The 16,731-nt window shown below is 46.6% G+C and carries 18 protein-coding genes; 8 read left to right on the plus strand and 10 right to left on the minus strand.

Annotated elements, in window-relative coordinates; translation table 11 throughout:
* Genes fucP through J0M30_05750 form a run of 5 tightly spaced genes read left to right on the plus strand, consistent with a single transcriptional unit; the run spans position 1 to position 4,302 of the window.
* Positions 1–1,257, plus strand: a complete 1,257-nt coding sequence (gene fucP, locus J0M30_05730; GenBank protein MBN8666986.1) for an L-fucose:H+ symporter permease — start codon at positions 1–3, stop codon at positions 1,255–1,257.
* Between the two features lie 30 nt (positions 1,258–1,287).
* Positions 1,288–2,301: a zinc-binding alcohol dehydrogenase family protein gene (locus tag J0M30_05735; GenBank protein ID MBN8666987.1), complete on the plus strand. Its 1,014-nt coding sequence runs from the start codon at positions 1,288–1,290 to the stop codon at positions 2,299–2,301.
* 23 nt (positions 2,302–2,324) lie between these two features.
* Positions 2,325–2,660 (plus strand): L-rhamnose mutarotase, encoded by a 336-nt coding sequence (locus tag J0M30_05740; GenBank protein MBN8666988.1) that lies wholly within the window; start codon positions 2,325–2,327, stop codon positions 2,658–2,660.
* Positions 2,661–2,667: 7 nt separating this feature from the next.
* On the plus strand, positions 2,668–3,501 hold the full coding sequence (locus J0M30_05745) for an amidohydrolase family protein (GenBank protein MBN8666989.1): 834 nt from the start codon (positions 2,668–2,670) through the stop codon (positions 3,499–3,501).
* A gap of 12 nt (positions 3,502–3,513) precedes the next feature.
* The gene (locus tag J0M30_05750) at positions 3,514–4,302 is read left to right on the plus strand and encodes an SDR family oxidoreductase (GenBank protein MBN8666990.1); all 789 of its coding nucleotides are present in this window, start codon (positions 3,514–3,516) and stop codon (positions 4,300–4,302) included.
* A gap of 6 nt (positions 4,303–4,308) precedes the next feature.
* Here the strand turns inward: J0M30_05750 and J0M30_05755 are convergent, their stop codons facing one another.
* Together J0M30_05755 and trxA (J0M30_05760) are read right to left on the minus strand one after the other, a co-directional pair.
* Complete coding sequence (locus tag J0M30_05755) at positions 4,309–4,719, minus strand: DUF983 domain-containing protein (protein MBN8666991.1); 411 nt, start codon at positions 4,717–4,719, stop codon at positions 4,309–4,311.
* A gap of 12 nt (positions 4,720–4,731) precedes the next feature.
* Entirely contained in the window at positions 4,732–5,049 is a 318-nt protein-coding gene (gene trxA / locus J0M30_05760; GenBank protein MBN8666992.1) for a thioredoxin, read from the minus strand.
* On the opposite strand from trxA (J0M30_05760), the gene J0M30_05765 reads away from it, so the two are divergent.
* Positions 5,048–5,230, plus strand: coding sequence for a hypothetical protein (locus J0M30_05765; GenBank protein ID MBN8666993.1), 183 nt, complete (start codon positions 5,048–5,050; stop codon positions 5,228–5,230). The two genes, trxA (J0M30_05760) and J0M30_05765, sit on opposite strands and share 2 nt — an antisense overlap.
* Here the strand turns inward: J0M30_05765 and J0M30_05770 are convergent.
* The 4 genes from J0M30_05770 to J0M30_05785 all read right to left on the minus strand — a co-directional run bounded on the left by J0M30_05770 (position 5,223) and on the right by J0M30_05785 (position 7,624).
* Positions 5,223–5,480 (minus strand): hypothetical protein, encoded by a 258-nt coding sequence (locus J0M30_05770; protein MBN8666994.1) that lies wholly within the window; start codon positions 5,478–5,480, stop codon positions 5,223–5,225. The genes J0M30_05765 and J0M30_05770 overlap by 8 nt on opposite strands.
* A gap of 4 nt (positions 5,481–5,484) precedes the next feature.
* Positions 5,485–5,766 (minus strand): rhodanese-like domain-containing protein, encoded by a 282-nt coding sequence (locus J0M30_05775; protein MBN8666995.1) that lies wholly within the window; start codon positions 5,764–5,766, stop codon positions 5,485–5,487.
* Positions 5,767–5,878: 112 nt separating this feature from the next.
* Positions 5,879–6,289 (minus strand): DsrE family protein, encoded by a 411-nt coding sequence (locus tag J0M30_05780; GenBank protein MBN8666996.1) that lies wholly within the window; start codon positions 6,287–6,289, stop codon positions 5,879–5,881.
* 138 nt (positions 6,290–6,427) lie between these two features.
* Positions 6,428–7,624, minus strand: a complete 1,197-nt coding sequence (locus tag J0M30_05785) for an NAD(P)/FAD-dependent oxidoreductase (protein ID MBN8666997.1) — start codon at positions 7,622–7,624, stop codon at positions 6,428–6,430.
* A 371-nt stretch (positions 7,625–7,995) separates the two neighbouring features.
* Between J0M30_05785 and J0M30_05790 the strand changes: the two genes are divergently transcribed.
* Positions 7,996–9,417 carry an MBL fold metallo-hydrolase gene (locus tag J0M30_05790; protein MBN8666998.1) on the plus strand — a complete coding sequence of 474 codons (1,422 nt, stop codon included), beginning with the start codon at positions 7,996–7,998 and terminating at the stop codon, positions 9,415–9,417.
* A 106-nt stretch (positions 9,418–9,523) separates the two neighbouring features.
* Positions 9,524–9,910, plus strand: a complete 387-nt coding sequence (trxA, locus tag J0M30_05795) for a thioredoxin (GenBank protein MBN8666999.1) — start codon at positions 9,524–9,526, stop codon at positions 9,908–9,910.
* A 65-nt stretch (positions 9,911–9,975) separates the two neighbouring features.
* Here the strand turns inward: trxA (J0M30_05795) and J0M30_05800 are convergent, their stop codons facing one another.
* From J0M30_05800 to J0M30_05815, 4 genes are all read right to left on the minus strand, one after another.
* Entirely contained in the window at positions 9,976–10,596 is a 621-nt protein-coding gene (locus J0M30_05800; protein MBN8667000.1) for a Crp/Fnr family transcriptional regulator, read from the minus strand.
* 63 nt (positions 10,597–10,659) lie between these two features.
* The gene (locus J0M30_05805; GenBank protein ID MBN8667001.1) at positions 10,660–13,734 is read right to left on the minus strand and encodes a choice-of-anchor L domain-containing protein; all 3,075 of its coding nucleotides are present in this window, start codon (positions 13,732–13,734) and stop codon (positions 10,660–10,662) included.
* Positions 13,735–13,805: 71 nt separating this feature from the next.
* Positions 13,806–15,083, minus strand: a complete 1,278-nt coding sequence (murF, locus tag J0M30_05810; protein MBN8667002.1) for a UDP-N-acetylmuramoyl-tripeptide--D-alanyl-D-alanine ligase — start codon at positions 15,081–15,083, stop codon at positions 13,806–13,808.
* A 71-nt stretch (positions 15,084–15,154) separates the two neighbouring features.
* Positions 15,155–16,720 carry an SUMF1/EgtB/PvdO family nonheme iron enzyme gene (locus tag J0M30_05815; GenBank protein MBN8667003.1) on the minus strand — a complete coding sequence of 522 codons (1,566 nt, stop codon included), beginning with the start codon at positions 16,718–16,720 and terminating at the stop codon, positions 15,155–15,157.
* Positions 16,721–16,731 lie beyond the last annotated feature (11 nt).

Below are 16,731 nucleotides of genomic sequence, written 5' to 3' on the forward strand. Positions count from 1 at the left end.
ATGCAACCAACCAACAAATACCTGATCCCGTTCATCCTGGTCACCTGCCTCTTCTTTTTGTGGGGCTTTGTACACAATCTCGATCCCATTTTAATCCCACACCTGAAGCGTTCGTTCACGTTGACCACCACGCAATCCACCTTGATCGATTCAGCCGTTTTCATCGCTTATTTTGTCATGGCTTTACCAGCCGGGTTTATCATGAAGCGGTTTGGATATAAAACCGGGATCATTGCAGGGCTTGGACTTTTTGCGGCAGGTTCTTTTATGTTCCTCCCGGCGGCAGATCAGCAATCCTATACTTATTTTCTCGTTGCCTTATTTATCATTGCCTGTGGGCTTACCATTCTTGAAACAGCTGCCAATCCCTATGCCGCGGCCCTGGGTGATCCTAAAACCTCCACACAACGCCTCAATTTTGCTCAATCCTTCAATGGCCTGGCTGCAGCCCTGGCACCGGTGATTGGTGCACGGATCATTTTAACCAAAGGCCATACAGATGTCGAGCTAAATGCGATGACTGAAACAGCGCGAGAAATGGCGCTGGCTTCTGAGGCGGCATCTGTAAAAATGCCCTATCTGATATTAGGACTGGTATTGGTATTGGTGGCGATCCTGTTTGCATTTGTTCATTTACCAAAACTGAATACTGGTGCAGGCCATGCCTCAAGCAAAAGTATCTTTCATGCGCTTAAACACAAACACCTTGCCTGGGCCGTAGCCGCGCAGTTCTTTTATGTGGGGGCACAGGTTTCTGTTTTCAGTTTGTTTATTTTATATGCAGAAAAATCAGCTTCCTTAGACCAGGTAACTGCTGCCGACTACCTGGGGGCTTGTGGAATAGCCTTTCTGATCGGACGCTTTCTGGGCACTTTTCTTATGCGGTATATCTCCCCTCCCACCTTGCTTGCGGTATATGCAGCGGCCAGCATGGCTTTGAGTTTGGTGGCCATTTGGGCAACGGGTATGATCACCGTATATGCCGTCATAGGGATATGCTTTTTCATGTCGATCATGTTTCCTACGATCTTTTCATTGGGGATCAAAAACCTGAAGGCCGATACCGAATTTGGAAGCAGCCTGATCATCATGGCTATTGTGGGTGGTGCGGTGATGCCACGGTTCTTTGGTCAGATAAGTGACTACACCGGAAATATTCAGTTGGGATATATTATACCCTTTATCTGTTTTTTGGTGGTGCTGATATTTGGCTGGAAGGGGTATCGGGCTGGAACTCACTCTGCTGATTTGGGATAATCAATCGAGAAAAATATTAGTATTTGCCTTATGAACATTTTGATTTGCACGGAGCCTGGTGAATTCAGGTATATGGAAATGGAAGAGCCATCGGCTATGCCAGGGCATGCGATTGTCAAAGTAAACCGGATAGGCGTTTGTGGCACAGACCTTCATGCTTTTGAAGGCACCCAACCATACTTTACCTATCCCCGGGTATTGGGGCATGAATTATCAGGCGTGGTGGCTTCGGTAGAGCCGGGAATAGGAGTGAAGTCGGGTGATCCTGTTTGCCTGATCCCCTATTTTCACTGTGGTAAATGTGCTGCGTGCAAAAAAGGGTTAACCAATTGTTGCCAATCCATCCGTGTTTTTGGCGTACATATAGATGGAGGAATGAAACCTTATATTTCGGTGCCCATTGAGAATCTCATTGTTGAACCCGAATTGGATTTTGATACATTGGCGCTTGTAGAACCATTGGCCATTGGAGCGCACGCCGTAAGGAGGTCAGGTTTGCAAAAGGGAGATTTTGCGCTGGTAATTGGTGCAGGCCCAATTGGGATCGGGGTCATGGAATTTGCCCGCAGGGCCGGGGCCCGGGTGATTGCGGCGGATGTGAATGAAGACCGATTGAATTACTGTCGTAATGAAATCGGCGTGGAATTTACCGTTAACCCAATCAGGCAGGATATGAATGCCTATCTGGATGAGATCACCGAAACCGCCATGCCGGATGTGGTCTTTGATGCCAGCGGAAATCGAAAGGCCATCAATGGAGCTTTTCCTTACATGGGTCATGGCGGCAGGTTTGTACTGGTAGGATTGCAGAAGGAAGAAATCATATTCAGTCATCCCGAGTTTCATAAACGGGAAGCCACGTTGATGAGTAGCCGAAATGCTACGCGGGAGGATTTCGAAGAGGTGCTGAGGTTTCTGAAAGAAAAAAAGTTCAGGACAAAAGCCTATATCACCCACAGAGCGAAGTTTGAGGAAGTTGGAACTTGTTTTGGTGATTGGCTGAATCCGGCCAATGGAGTGATAAAAGCGATGATCGAATTGTAGCTGTATAAAAATTACCTTCTTTTATGAAACGATATTGTTTGGCCCTGGATCTTAAAAATGACCCGGCATTGATTGCTGAATACGAAGCCTGGCATGCTGCGGTATGGCCAGAAATACTTGCTTCCATCCGGGATGCGGGTATCATGGGTATGGAAATATACCGATGGGGTAATCGTCTATTCATGATCATGGAAACAACTGATGATTTTTCTTTCGAAAGAAAATCGGCCATGGACAAAGCCAATGAAAAAGTAAATGAATGGGAAGAATTAATGTGGAAGTATCAACAAGCCCTGCCGGGTTCTGCCCCGGGGGAGAAATGGATATTGATGGATAAAATATTTGATCTCAACACTTAAAAGAATGATGATCGTCGATGCCCATCAGCATTTTTGGAAATATGACCCTGTCAGGCATGACTGGATCGGAGAGGATATGAAGGTGATCCGTAGGGATTTTCAACCAAAGGATTTAGAAGAAGTATATGCGAAGAATGGGGTCCACGCTTGTGTAGCCGTTCAGGCTGATCAGTCAGAAGCTGAAACTGATATGTTATTGGCTTTTGCAAAAACGCATGACTTCATAAAGGGTGTAGTTGGATGGGTGGATCTTCGCGGGGAAGAGTTGGATGACAGGTTGAGTTACTATTCCTCTTTTCCCAAACTCAAAGGCTTTCGGCATGTGTTGCAAAACGAAGAACCTTCCTTTATGCTTGACCCGGCTTTTCTGCGGGGGATTGGTTTATTACAGAAATTTGATTTAGCGTATGACCTACTGATTTTTCCTCACCACCTGGACGCTGCCATAGAAATGGTCGGTCATTTCCCGGAACAACGATTTGTAGTGGATCACCTCGCAAAACCATTGATCAAAAAAGGGGAGATCAGGGAATGGAAGGAGAAAATGAAGGAACTCAGCAAGCATCCACATATTTACTGCAAAATAAGCGGGATGGTGACGGAAGCTGATTGGGAAAACTGGAAGAGCGAGGACCTGATTCCTTATATGGAAGCGGTGACTGAAATTTTTGGTCCCGACAGGCTGATGTTTGGCAGTGATTGGCCGGTATGCCTGGTAGCCTCGTCTTATGATAAATGGCTGGGTTTTGTAAAAACATTCTACAGCTCCCTTTCGCCTGAAGATCAGGCAAAAATATTGGGAGGTAATGTGAACTCATTTTATCGGTTGAATTGTTTATAAAAATCTCACGACATGGACTTGCAAATAAAGGATAAGATCATTTTAGTTTCCGGCGGAGCCAAAGGAATCGGAAAGGGTATTGTTCTCGCCTTGGCGAAGGAAGGGGCGTTTCCGGTGATCATAGGAAGAAATGAGGCAGACAATCGCCTCGTGCTGCAGGAGTTGGAATTGCTGGGAATGAAAGGGAGTGCTGTGACTGCTGAACTATCAGATCCCATGCAATGTGAATCAGTTATTGCAGATATATTGAAGCACCATCGGCACATCGACGGATTAGTGAACAATGCCGGAGTAAATGATGGGGTTGGGCTGGAGCATGGGGACTATCCCCGGTTTATGGAAAGCCTGCATAAGAACCTGGTGCATTATTACCTGTTGGCGCATTTCGCCCTTCCTGCATTGAAGAAATCAAAAGGCAGTATTGTCAACATCAGTTCGAAAACAGCCGAAACCGGACAAGGGGGTACTTCTGCCTATGCCGCGGCCAATGGTGGCCGCAATGCTCTTACGCGTGAATGGGCGGTTGAATTGGCGAAGTATTCCATTCGTGTCAATGCAGTTATCGTGGCCGAATGTTATACTCCTCTCTATGATAAATGGATCAAGGGTCTTCCTGACGGAGAAGAGAAACTAAAAAAGATTGTTGATAAGATACCTTTCGAAAAACGATTTACAACCGCTGAGGAAATAGCGAATATGACTGTCTTTTTGCTATCACCATTATCCAGTCATACTACCGGGCAATTGATCCATGTGGATGGAGGATACGTCCATTTAGACCGGGCAATGGGGAATTTATAATTTTCATTATCTGTTAGCCTGCCATAAAGGATCATACTTTACAAACCAGGAGATCCAGATGCTTCGCGATAATCGCATGATCCAGGGCTGGAGAAGGATGAGGAAAACGGCATTAAAACCCATCCAGGCAAAGAATCGCTTATCCTGCGCTGATAGTCCAATGATGACCCACCAGGCCACGAGGGTGGAAACGCTCAAGGCAACAGTAAGCGCATAACTGACGTAGGCGGTGCCATAGTAGAATCCGGTTTCTATTTCAGTGAGTTGTCCGCATACAGGGCAATGTTCATTCATTTCGAGATTGCCTTTCCATTTCAGCTTAAGGGGATGCTTAAAAAGTTTTCCTTCGCGACAGCGGGGGCAACGACAAGTAAGGGTAGAAGCGAGGTAGCCTCTGGAGGACTGTGAATTCGACATGTCAGTTTCGTTTCAGAGATGGGCCACTGCCCGAATGGTGCGTTCCAGGGGACCTGTCTGCACCACGCCGGACTGGCGCCAAAGTTGATTTCCGTTCTTAAATAAGATCAGGGTTGGTACACTTTGTACCTGAAAAGCCATGGCTGCATTTTGATTGCGATCAATATCCACTTTGATGATGCGAATGGCATCACCCATGCGGTCATGTAATTCCTCCAAAATGGGCTTCATCATTTTGCATGGGCCACACCAGGCCGCCGTAAAATCGACCAACACAGGGATATCTCCCTGGATGAGATCATTAAAGCTCTCCTTTTTTTGCGTCTCCATGCTTTTCCTCTTTTTTGAAAATACTGAACAGCAAGCCACCCATCACCGCGCCATAGACGGTACTATTCTGCCATTTGGACGTGATGAGGCAGGTACCACTATTACAACCTACCTGTTGCCAGTAAAAATACCCGCCTATCGCGCCTACTGCAATACCAGCGATAAGAAGTTTATTATTTAGAAGCCAGTTCTTCATATTCGATCAATTCAGTGTCTTGTTTTGCGTTTTTCGGATCGGCAGCCGGTGCGCTATAACAACTCCCTCCCACACAACAGGTTCCGGGTGATACAACGGCCAGCAGTGTGAAAAGGGAGCCCAGGAAGATATTTCCCGCGCTACCGGCCTCGATTCCGGAGAACAAAATTAATAAACCCAGACCTACCCGCACGAATTTTAACAAGGTCCACCCGGACGTGATGTATTTCAGCATGGGTTTAATTAAGGTGGTTGACCATGTCAAAGTACCCGCCGCCATTGTGCATTTCGGTCTTGATACCAGCCGATTGCACCATCATCAGCGCCATGCCACTACGGCTGCCACTGCGGCAATAAAAAACCAGGGGTCCCTGCATCTTCTTGATCTCGTCGATTCGATAGGGGATCTCGGAAACAGGAATATTGACGGAACCGGGGATAAAACCTTCAGCCAGTTCACCAGGACTGCGGACATCAATGATAGTGCCCGATTTCTTTTGAACGATCTCTTTAATACTCATTTTCTTTAATTATTTCCACAAAGATCAATCATTGAAAAGGCCCCGCCAGTGATAACAATCACGCTTCTTTCCTTTATCCATCCGGGAATACCTTAGATCTTAAAAATCAAGGTCAATGCCCGGCCTTAATATAGCTCCACCCATCCATCTGCCTTTCCGCCAGTTCAAGAATCGCCACCGGGACGATATCGGCCAACGGAAGTAATTGGGATGCCTCCACCTTCATACGACGCATGGAGTTGGCGCAGGCTTTGAAACTCACTTTGCCCCGCAAACGCAGCGATTCCATGCCATCGGCAACATTGCTTTTGTCCTTTATGAGCATATTCAGTGCAGGTCCGTGGCAAACGACTTCCAGTTCCGCCTCAGGGGAAACTTTCAGGATATTATTGAACTGCCTGACCACAGCACTATAATCTGCTGTATCGGCACTAACAAGGTCATAAACAATGCGGTGCTTCTTTTCCTGAGCGAATAGAGAGATGGAAATAAGAAGTAACAGCAGAAAGGGAAGTCTTTTCATATCGTTTAATTGTGAGGGGAAGGTAGGGAATTTTGGGATTGGAGGATGGGTGTAGGATGTTGGAGGACAGATGACAGATGACAGCCGACCTCCGTCATCTGTCATCTGTCATCTGTTCTCCAACATCCCTCACCCTCCTCACGCCTTTCCCGCCAGTATCTTATTCCAATACAACCATGGCAGCACCTTTTTCTTCAAAAAATACATGCTCCAACGTTCCTTGCTCTGATCAAAGGGGAAGGTTTCCATAGGATTATTATCATAATCAAATTCAGCCAATACCAATTTGCCATAACCTGTTACCAACGGACAACTGGTATAACCCGTGTACCTGGCTGTGGGTTCCTGGCCCTGAATCGCGGCGAGCAGGTTTTCGACCAATACAGGTGCCTGTTTGCGTATGGCGGCTCCTGTTTTACTAATGGGCAAGCCGGCCACATCCCCCAGTGAGTAGATGGCCGGGAAGCGGTTATGTTGCAATGTATTTTTATCTACATCCACCCAGCCTGTTTCATTTACCAATGGACTGTTCCGTACAAAATCGGGGGCGCTTTGCGGAGGTGTTACATGGATCATGTCAAATTCAACCCAATATTCTTTATCCTTATTATCTTCTCCTATACCCACAAATTTTGCTTTTTTACCAGGACCATCGATCTCCACCAGCTTGACCATGAAGTTCAATTTTATATTGGCTCTTTCACAAACCTTCAGTAAGGTGGCTTCGTATTTAGGTACGGCAAAGAGTTTGGCAGCGCCGCTCCAGTATTGTATATCGGCCTTTGCCAATACGCCATGCCTTCTGAAATAATCAGCCGCCAGGTACATGATTTTATGTGGAGCCCCTCCGCATTTTACCGGGGTCTGCGGGTTATGGAAAATGGCTTTTCCTCCTTTAAACTGTTTTAAGGTTTCAAATGTATAAGGAGCGTGTTCAAAACTATAATTAGAACATACATTGTTCCTGCCCAATGTTTCCTTCAATCCTTTTATCTCATCCCAGTTAAGCTGGATACCGGGAGCCACCACCAGAAAATCATATTTTATGGGACGCCCATTGGCCAGCGTAATCGCGTTTTCTCCAGGCTGAAAACTTTCTACTTTTTCTTTGATCCAGGTTACTCCCTTGGGCATGACCTCTGCTTCCGTTCGGCGTGTTTTCAGAATATTAAAGGCACCCCCACCAACTAAGGTCCAGGCAGGTTGGTAATAATGATACTCTGCCGGATCAATGATGGCGATATCCAGTTTTTTGTTCTTGCGAAGCAATTGAGAGGCTACAGAAATGCCTGCATTTCCGCCTCCGACGATAACTACCTGGTGATAAGCTGACATATGGCATTCGTTTAGGATGCACAGGTACGATTTAATAAAAGACCTGGTCGTGATATTTATCACATAGGTCGAAAAACTGATCCAGGTCATGTCGGGAGCTGACGAATGTCAGTCAATTCTGTAACCCGAGGCACAGAATTGCGGAGGTCGAGGGGGGAAATTTACGTCAGACGTGAGGCGTGAGAAGTGAGGCGTGAGACGTCAGTTGTGAGAGTGAATAGTGAATAGTGAATAGAAAATAGTAAATAAAAACATGGTCTCACAATTCACTATTGACCATTCACTATTCACTATTCACTTCTCACTTCTCACTTCTCACGCCTCACGAAGAAAACGCGCTTGCATTTTTAAAACAAAAAACATCCCTTGTTATGAAAGTTGAACAGATTTACACTGGTTGCCTGGCCGAAGCTGCCTATTATATTGAAAGCAAAGGCGAAGCCGCTATCATTGATCCCCTGCGCGAATCAAAGCCCTATATCGAAAGGGCGGAGAAAAATGGTGCAAAGATCAAATACGTGCTGGAAACCCATTTCCACGCCGATTTTGTATCCGGTCATATTGACCTGGCAAGGAAGACAGGTGCCCAGATTGTTTTTGGGCCTACCGCAAAACCTGCTTATGAAGCACATATTGCGGAAGATGGGGAAATGCTAAAATTAGGAGATGTATATATCAAAGTATTACATACACCCGGGCATACCATGGAATCAACTACCTATCTGCTTGTGGATGAAAACGGAAAGGATCATGCGATCTTCACGGGTGATACATTGTTTATTGGAGATGTGGGACGTCCTGACCTGGTACAAAAAGTAAAGGCGGAGATCACACCGCAAATTTTGGGAGGTCATTTGTATGATTCTCTTCGGAACAAGATCATGCCCCTCGCTGATGAAGTGATTGTTTACCCCGGTCATGGTGCCGGCAGTGCCTGCGGAAAAAGCATGAGCAAGGAGACCGTGGATACTCTGGGACATCAGAAATTATTCAATTATGCCCTTCGGGCTGATATGACAAAGGAAGAGTTTATCAAAGCGGTAACTGATGGTCTGGTGGAACCACCACAGTATTTTCCTCAGAATGTGATCATGAATATCACCGGATACCAACCCGTAGATGAGGTGATCGCGCATGGTAACCGCCCTTTGAATGTGAAGGAATTTCAAACCGTTTGGGAAAGTCTGGAGGCACTGGTATTGGATACACGGAACAAGGATGCATTTTCACGCGGTCATATTCCCGGATCGATCTTTATTGGCCTTGATGATATGTTTGCCCCCTGGGCCGGCACGTTGATCACCGATCTGAAACAACCGATCTTACTGATCACCGATGAAGGAAAAGAAGAAGAAGCCGTTATCCGTCTCTCCCGTGTTGGATACGACAATACCCAGGGTTACCTGAAAGGGGGTGTGGAAGCCTGGAAAGAAGCCGGCGAAGAAACCGATATCATCGTAGAGATATCACCGGAAGATTTCGCAAAAAAATACGCTTCCGAAAAGGAACATATTCATCTGCTGGATGTGCGCCGCAAAAGTGAGTATGATACGGAGCACCTGGTAGGCGCGGAAAACTTCCCCCTCGATTTTATCAATCACCACATGGCTGAGCTGGATAAAGAAAAGAAATACTATATCCATTGCGCCGGGGGCTATCGTTCCGTGATTGCTACCTCCATATTGAAAGCACGTGGCTTCCATAACCTGGTAAATATCAAAGGTGGGTACAAGGAGTTGAGTAAGACCGGTTTGGAAAGGACCCAGTTTGTGAAACAGAATACGGAGCTTTAGATTTTTTTACTGTGTTCTCCTGTTCTCTGCGGTAAATCTCTCAGGTGACCTATATCACCGACCCGGGTGTCCGGCTTTTCGTAAATTTGTTGTTCAAACATTCAATATGGCTACAGTAAGGCTCACAACCCAGGATTTTAAAGACAAAGTATTTGACTATACCACGGAACAGGAATGGAAATACAAAGGGGATAAACCCGCGATCATTGACTTCTATGCCGACTGGTGCGGTCCCTGCAAAATGGTAGCTCCGGTATTAGAGGAATTGAGCGACGAATATGAAGGTGATCTGGTTATTTATAAAGTAGATACAGAAGCGGAGATGGAACTCTCTGCAGTATTTGGTATTCAGAGCATTCCTACTTTTCTTTTTATTCCTGTAGATGGGCAACCCATGATGCAGCCTGGCGCTTTCCCCAAGAAAGTGTTCAAACAGGTCATAGATGAGCGGTTGATCAGTAAGGAAGAAAAGGAACCTTCAACCAAGGAGTAGATAATACTCCTTATTTAAATACGCTGAATACAACCATTCTAATTTTTCCTTTTCCCTGCGGTGCTTTAACTCAGGTATTCGACCATATTTCTATGCAGCTTAACTAAATTTCGTTGTTCCATCTTCTTCAGTAACCGTGAAATAACCTCTCTGGAGGTATGCAGGTCATCTGCTATCTGTTGGTGAGAGAGTTCGACAATTTTCTTTCCGGTCTCATTAACATGACGTTTGATATAGAACTCCAGGCGTTCATCCATATTTCGAAAGGCGATATTGTCAATCACGGTCAATAATTCATCAAACCGTGAGCGGTAGGTCTGCACCACGAACTGATACCAGCTTTTGTACTTATTCATCAGATCGTCCATCAATTGGATGGGGATCATCATTACTTCGGTTTCTTCCTCGGTACGGGCCGTAACTTCGCTGGTACGTGATTGGATGGCACAGGTCATGGATACAGCGCAAGCCTCCCCTGGTCCGAGGTAATACATTAAAAATTCACCACCATCTTCATTTTCGCGGTAAACTTTGATCCTCCCGGTGATAACCAGGATGGTTGATTTTATATATTGACCTGTACGCATGATGGTTTCACCCGCTGCAAATGTCTTATCAACAGCCTGCTTGTCGATGATATCGAGTAGTTCAGGTTCAAATTGGGGGAAGTATTTCTTGAGGTCCATAATAAGGTAGTGATGAATCACAAAATTAAGAAAGGTCTGACGGACTTTGATACGAATATTCGTCTAGCGAATAAGTACAACCGTCCCTTTGCGCAGCATTCGCTGTCCCAGGTAATCGATACCTTCTGCTACCCAAACAAAGGTACCGGTAGGAGGTATCTGCCCATTGATCTTTCCATCCCATCCGATCCGGTGATCCTGGGTTTGAAATACCAATTGCCCCCATCGGTTATAAACCCTGAAATAGAGGAATTGCTGAACGCCTGCCGGGAGAGCACGCAGGATATCATTCTTGCCATCGCCATTCGGGGTGAAGGCACTCGGAACATAGATCTCAGGCCCTTTGAATGCCCTTATTTTGACGGTATCAGTATCGGTACAACCAGCAGCATTGGTCACCCGGAGGGAATAGATGATATCCTGGGTGATCGTTGCCAACGGCTCTGCGAGGGTAGGATCAGAAAGGCCCGTGGCAGGTGTCCATAGAAATTGATCACCCGGATCGCTACCTCGTCCTCTTAATTGTATGGTCTGGCCAATGGCCGCAATGGTATCCGGTCCGGCACTGACAGTAAGAGGTGGGAGAACGGTGATCGTTACAGAGTCAGGACGCACTGAACGGCATCCGAGTTCATTCACCGCCTGAAGCCAATAAGTAGTGGTTTGGGCGGGCTTTACCAGTTGGGTAGGTTGTGCGGGGTTTGCAAACAGATATTCAGGTTGCCAGGTCAACAAACCATTACCTGTACCACTGATGGTTGTTTCTCCTTCGTTACAGATCACCTGGTCGGGACCGGCTTGTGTCACTGGTGCCCGTATAAATGTGATGGTCAACGCATCCTGTATCTGGCAAAGTCCGCTTTCTGCCGTGAGGGTATAAGTAGTTGTACTCAACGGAGAGGCGGAAGGATTTAAAATAAACGGGTTGTCTAATCCTGTTGGCGGATCCCATTGAAAACTGGTGGCATTGGTAACTGCGCGCATGCGAACGGATGTGCCTTCACAAACCAATGTGTCAGCCCCCGGATCAAGAAATAAATTATTAATAAGTGGGACAGTAACGTTCAACGAATTTCTACAACCCCGGTTATCCTCTACCGTTATATTATGTTGTCCTGCCACAGCGGGAAACAGGGAAGAACTTTGGGGTGTGCCTCCATCGATAGTATAACTGAATTGTCCGGTTCCGCCGGAGGCGCTGAGTAAGATCGTTCCGTCAGCTTGACCACGACAGGAATCAGGTGTTATCGCTGCATTTACTACCAGCGGTGGATCTGTTGGAATGGTGATGGCCAAACTGGATATACAATTCAAAGCATCTCGGACATAAGCAGTCTGCGCGCCACCGGTAATGGTAAAAATGGAACTGGCAATAAAGTTTACTCCATCAATTGAATAAAGATAAGGAGCCTGCCCACCACTTCCACTGATTTTGATCTCCCCATCTTCTCCAAGACAGGAAGCCGATCGATTAATATCTGCGGTAATTTGCAACGCGGGTAATTGCACAAGCGTGATGTCTTTTTGTGCAATACATCCTGTGGCATCACGTACATCAATGATATAATGTCCGGGAGCAAGTCCGGTAAATTGATTACCTGGTGAAAAGGGCGATCCGTTTATGGAGAATTCCGGGTTGACCCAGGCACTGCTGGCGAGTACCGTGATGGTTCCGCTGTTTGGTATACAACCGATATCTGTTTTAGCAAGGGAGAGGGAAGCAGCACTTTTTATATCTACAAATACAGAACCCTGGGCACGACAACCGGGTGAGAATTCTCCGGTAACTGTATAGGTGATGGTATCCAGTGGTGTACAAAGGGGGTTTGAAATGGTGAACCCACTGAGATAATCGCGCGGTGACCAATTAAAATTGGATAACCCGGGTTGATTGGCGGTTAATTGAATGGAATTGCCTTCACAAACTACCGGGTTGGGTGGGTTGATGGTCAGTTCCAGAAATTCACGGATATCGATCTCAATACTGTCTGTGTCGAAACCATTGCCACAGATCATCGGGGCTACTTTGATCACAAGTTTCTCTATTCCTTCCGGGAGGTTATCCTGAATGGCTGATAAGGGAAGACTGATGATCGAATCATTGGCCGCAAAGGTTTGAAATTCCCATAATGGCGGATTCACATCCATTTCCGGATCAGCAGTGCTACCAAAAAAACTCAGGCGAACCGCTGTGGGAGCAGGTACTTTGGAGGAATACAGGATCTTAAGCAGTGAGCCATTATCACAACCTTCCACGAGATAGGGTCTGTTGTTGGCGTCGCGGTTCCCATTGTATTCAAATCGGGCAAAGGTTGAGTTAAAACTATTCGCCTGAATAAAGACACCCGAATCCATGATATCGTCTGAAAGATCAGCAATGGCGAGTTTGAGGTGATAGGTGACGCAAGGCGTGACCTTTATACCGGCATTCAAGGTGACGGTCATACCATTGTACGTAATGTTCGCATTGCTATTGTCAACATATAGATTTCGGAATGGTGAACCCGGTCCAAGCATTTGGCAGAAACTTAATTGTCCACTGGGGCCAGGTGTTCCATTATTGATACTATTAATTGCTACCGGAACCTGGGTACCGGGCACGAGGGCCAGATTTTGTCCACGGGGAAAACCCGGACCGGTGATCACAAATGCAAACAGATCACTAAAAGGAGTGCAGTTATAATCCGGGTATTCTTCAGAAGCAAAAACGAATTTGAAACTGACCGAATCACCTGCCGGGATAAAATCAAATTCCAGTACACAGGCATCGTTGGTTTCGGCTACATTGTTGATCAGGTCTTCGAGCATCGCATCGCCGGCTAATCCTAATCCATTCGAAGCGATCTGGTTGGAGAATCCGTCGGCTCCTGTCTGCAAACCTTGCGATCGGGCTACGCCATTGGTGAGAATGATTCCACTATCCAGCGCCAGGTTATTATTGCTGTTTTGAAAACTACCTGCTGAAAATTTTCCTCCGGTGAATTGCGCATTAAATACCTGTACGCCATATCCGGTCATGATCCGGGCCAGCGAAATGGGGTCTGTATTGGGGTTTACGGTTAGCTGCGCCGCCAGGGGTTGAAACAAACATAATCCCAGGGCAAAAAACAGGAGCGTTTTAAGGAGACGGGCAGTCAAAAGGTGTTTTTCGTTTTTGGAGCTTTAAAGGTATTGAATATTTCTTACCGTAATAGCAGCAAAAATCCTATTCAGATCGCCTCTTCCATTCTCATGGACCGGCTGCCCTTCACCAGTAAATGAGCATCTTCCACCGGATTTTCCTTTAACCATTCCCCGACTTCTTTCGCATTTGCAAATTGGAGATAGGGGTGAGGCAGTTTGGCAAAATCACCACCCACTAAGACCACGTTCTCCCATGCATACTTTTTTATCAGGTCAATGATGGCCTGGTGTTCCTGCAGACTTTCATCACCTAATTCTGCCATGGCGCCCAGTAGTAGAATCTTTTTGCCGGTGTAGGAACGGGCAAAATTCTCTATAGCCAGTTTCATGCTACTCGGGTTGGCATTGTATGCATCCAGGATGATCGAATTAGAACCTTTTTTCACCAATTGTGATCGGCTATTGGATGGGGTATAATTTTCAATGGCCTGTTTTATCTTTTCATCAGCAACCTGAAAATATTTTCCCACTGCAACCGCGGCCAGAATATTTGGAAGGTTATAATCACCTACCAATTGTGTTTGAATCAGTCCCGTATTTGCCCCCTTGGTAATCAACACTTCGGCAAAGGGTTCACTCTTCACAATTTCACCAGTCAGGTCACCTTGGTGAGTGCCATAGTGAAACACTTCTTTTATTCCCTGGCTCATCGTGTGCAGATAATCATAATCTTCCATGATAAACGCTGTACCATCATGGGCGCGTAAATGGTCAAAGAGTTCGCCTTTACCTTTTCGCACACCTTCCACACCTCCAAAACCCTCAAGGTGGGCCTTGCCGCAATTTGTGATCAACCCATGAGTGGGCAAAGCATAGGTGCAATAGCCGGCAATTTCTTTTTGGTGATTGGCGCCCATTTCAATGATAACCATCTCGGCATTGGTACGAACCTTCAGCAGCGTGAGTGGTACACCGATATGATTATTCAGGTTGCCTTCGGTTGTATAGGTTTTGAAGGTGGTGGAAAGAACGGCATGGATCAATTCCTTGGTCGTTGTCTTACCATTGCTGCCAGTAATGGCCAAAAATGGAATGGTTGGAAATTGAAGGCGGTGATGCCTGGCCAGTTCTTGTAACGTCGTCAATACATCCTGCACAAGGACCGTCCTGCCCGGGATCTCAAATTCTTTTTCATCGATCACGGCATAGGCCGCGCCGCTATCAATTGCCAGTTTGGCAAAAGCATTGCCATTGAAACTGGGTCCTTTTAATGCAAAGAAGATATCACCCGGTTGAAGTTTGCGGGTATCGGTTTGCACGGAGGGGTGTGCGAGAAAAAGTTGATACAATTCCGGAATGGTCATGGTACAAAGTAAAGTATAAAAAAAGCCCCGGAAAAATCCGGGGCTTCGTTTATCATTGACGTGAAAGCTTATTAGCGTTTTTGTTTGCGGCTTTTCCACCACTGTCCGGTCTTGCGACCATTTCCTTCGGTGCTACCCATGCGGTCCATGGCGCAACGGAAACCTACAGTAGAGCTGGCTTGATCTTCTTCCATGAAGCGACGGGCGCCGGGGCTCAGCCAGTAGGCCATGTCATTCCAGCTACCACCTTTGAACACTCTTGATTTATCGCTGATCAGGGTTGTTTGACCATAACCATAAGATGCTTGTGAGAGGGAGTCACCATCCAGGAAGTTGATCACATTACCACGCTGGTAGTTACGGCGGCTACGGCTCTCGGCATCGGTTACAAATGATTTCTTCACACGACCCAGGCTATCCAGTTCATACCGGGTAGTAGGATCAGACGAAGTAGAATCGGCGATATAGAGTTTATCAAATTTGTTACCACGGAAGGAGGCTACATCATCATAGTCCCAGGTTACAGGACGATAAACGTCCATTACCCACTCGCTCACGTTACCGGCCATGTTATACAGGCCAAAATTATTCGGGAAGAAGGCTTTGACCGGGGCGGTATAGATGGCATCGTCGTTCAGACCACCAGCTACACCAGCGTAGTCACCATTTCCTCTTTTGAAGTTGGCGAGGAAAGCACCTTGCCAGGAACCACGGCGTGTATCACGCAATCCGTTTACATTTTGGCTCCAGGGGTAAATTTGTTTGTTCATGATCAACTCCTCACCACGCTTTCCTTCTTTCGGGCTGGGGCGGGGGTTCTGGCCAACATATCCGTAGGCTGCATATTCCCACTCTGCCTCGAAGGGCAGGCGATAGTCGGGGAGAAGAATACCATCTTCAAAACTCACCGTAGTACGGGGTGTACCCATGGGAGACTGAAGTTTATCTTTTTTCGCCACCTTACCCGGCTGTACGTTGGTGTACAATCCAAGCAGGTAGGATTTGGTCGTAAAGTTATCCTGACCTTGTTGGGCCTGGATGGTCTGGCTGTTGAGGTAGCCCTTGTTCATCAGGACACCTTCATTCACCCGGTCACTACGCCAGAGACAGAAATCATAGGCTTGTCTCCAGGTTACACCCACTACAGGGTATTCATTAAAGGAGGGGTGACGGAAATAATATTCCACCAGGGGTTCATTATAGCTCAACTCCGAGCGCCATACCAGGGTATCCGGCAGGGCAGCATCCACGATCTGCTGGTAAGCAGGATCAGCCTGGGGGTCGAACACGCGGTTCAACCAATGGATGTACTCGCGGTAGTGTACGTTGGCTACTTCGGTGCGGTCGATGTAGAAGGAGGTCACGGTTACACGACGGGGTACGTTGTTGTAATCGGACATCACATCTTCCTCGGTTTGTCCCATGGTGAAGGTTCCACCAGGCACGAATACGAGGCCGGGCCCTAATCCCTGTTCACGGGATTTTGCGACCTGGTAACCACCCATTTTCTTGTCATTGTAGTTCCAGCCTGTTACTTCCGACTTTTCGTACTTCTTTTTTCCAAAAAGTCCCTTTCCCTTACAGGAAACCAGCAAAACGGCTGAGGATAATAGGATTAATAAGCTTTTCACTTTCATGTGATCAATAT

This window comes from Chitinophagales bacterium, from assembly GCA_017303415.1.
In the GTDB taxonomy this organism is placed as follows: domain Bacteria; phylum Bacteroidota; class Bacteroidia; order Chitinophagales; family Chitinophagaceae; genus SpSt-398.

Excerpts from the sequence above, each read along its gene's own strand:
- fucP (MBN8666986.1), top strand. The coding sequence starts at position 1 with ATGCAACCAACCAACAAATACCTGATCCCGTTCATCCTGGTCACCTGC.
- J0M30_05735 (MBN8666987.1), top strand. The coding sequence starts at position 1,288 with ATGAACATTTTGATTTGCACGGAGCCTGGTGAATTCAGGTATATGGAA.
- J0M30_05740 (MBN8666988.1), top strand. The coding sequence starts at position 2,325 with ATGAAACGATATTGTTTGGCCCTGGATCTTAAAAATGACCCGGCATTG.
- J0M30_05745 (MBN8666989.1), top strand. The coding sequence starts at position 2,668 with ATGATCGTCGATGCCCATCAGCATTTTTGGAAATATGACCCTGTCAGG.
- J0M30_05750 (MBN8666990.1), top strand. The coding sequence starts at position 3,514 with ATGGACTTGCAAATAAAGGATAAGATCATTTTAGTTTCCGGCGGAGCC.
- J0M30_05755 (MBN8666991.1), bottom strand. The coding sequence starts at position 4,719 with ATGTCGAATTCACAGTCCTCCAGAGGCTACCTCGCTTCTACCCTTACT.
- J0M30_05765 (MBN8666993.1), top strand. The coding sequence starts at position 5,048 with ATGCTTTTCCTCTTTTTTGAAAATACTGAACAGCAAGCCACCCATCAC.
- trxA (MBN8666992.1), bottom strand. The coding sequence starts at position 5,049 with ATGGAGACGCAAAAAAAGGAGAGCTTTAATGATCTCATCCAGGGAGAT.
- J0M30_05770 (MBN8666994.1), bottom strand. The coding sequence starts at position 5,480 with ATGCTGAAATACATCACGTCCGGGTGGACCTTGTTAAAATTCGTGCGG.
- J0M30_05775 (MBN8666995.1), bottom strand. The coding sequence starts at position 5,766 with ATGAGTATTAAAGAGATCGTTCAAAAGAAATCGGGCACTATCATTGAT.
- J0M30_05780 (MBN8666996.1), bottom strand. The coding sequence starts at position 6,289 with ATGAAAAGACTTCCCTTTCTGCTGTTACTTCTTATTTCCATCTCTCTA.
- J0M30_05785 (MBN8666997.1), bottom strand. The coding sequence starts at position 7,624 with ATGTCAGCTTATCACCAGGTAGTTATCGTCGGAGGCGGAAATGCAGGC.
- J0M30_05790 (MBN8666998.1), top strand. The coding sequence starts at position 7,996 with ATGAAAGTTGAACAGATTTACACTGGTTGCCTGGCCGAAGCTGCCTAT.
- trxA (MBN8666999.1), top strand. The coding sequence starts at position 9,524 with ATGGCTACAGTAAGGCTCACAACCCAGGATTTTAAAGACAAAGTATTT.
- J0M30_05800 (MBN8667000.1), bottom strand. The coding sequence starts at position 10,596 with ATGGACCTCAAGAAATACTTCCCCCAATTTGAACCTGAACTACTCGAT.
- murF (MBN8667002.1), bottom strand. The coding sequence starts at position 15,083 with ATGACCATTCCGGAATTGTATCAACTTTTTCTCGCACACCCCTCCGTG.
- J0M30_05815 (MBN8667003.1), bottom strand. The coding sequence starts at position 16,720 with ATGAAAGTGAAAAGCTTATTAATCCTATTATCCTCAGCCGTTTTGCTG.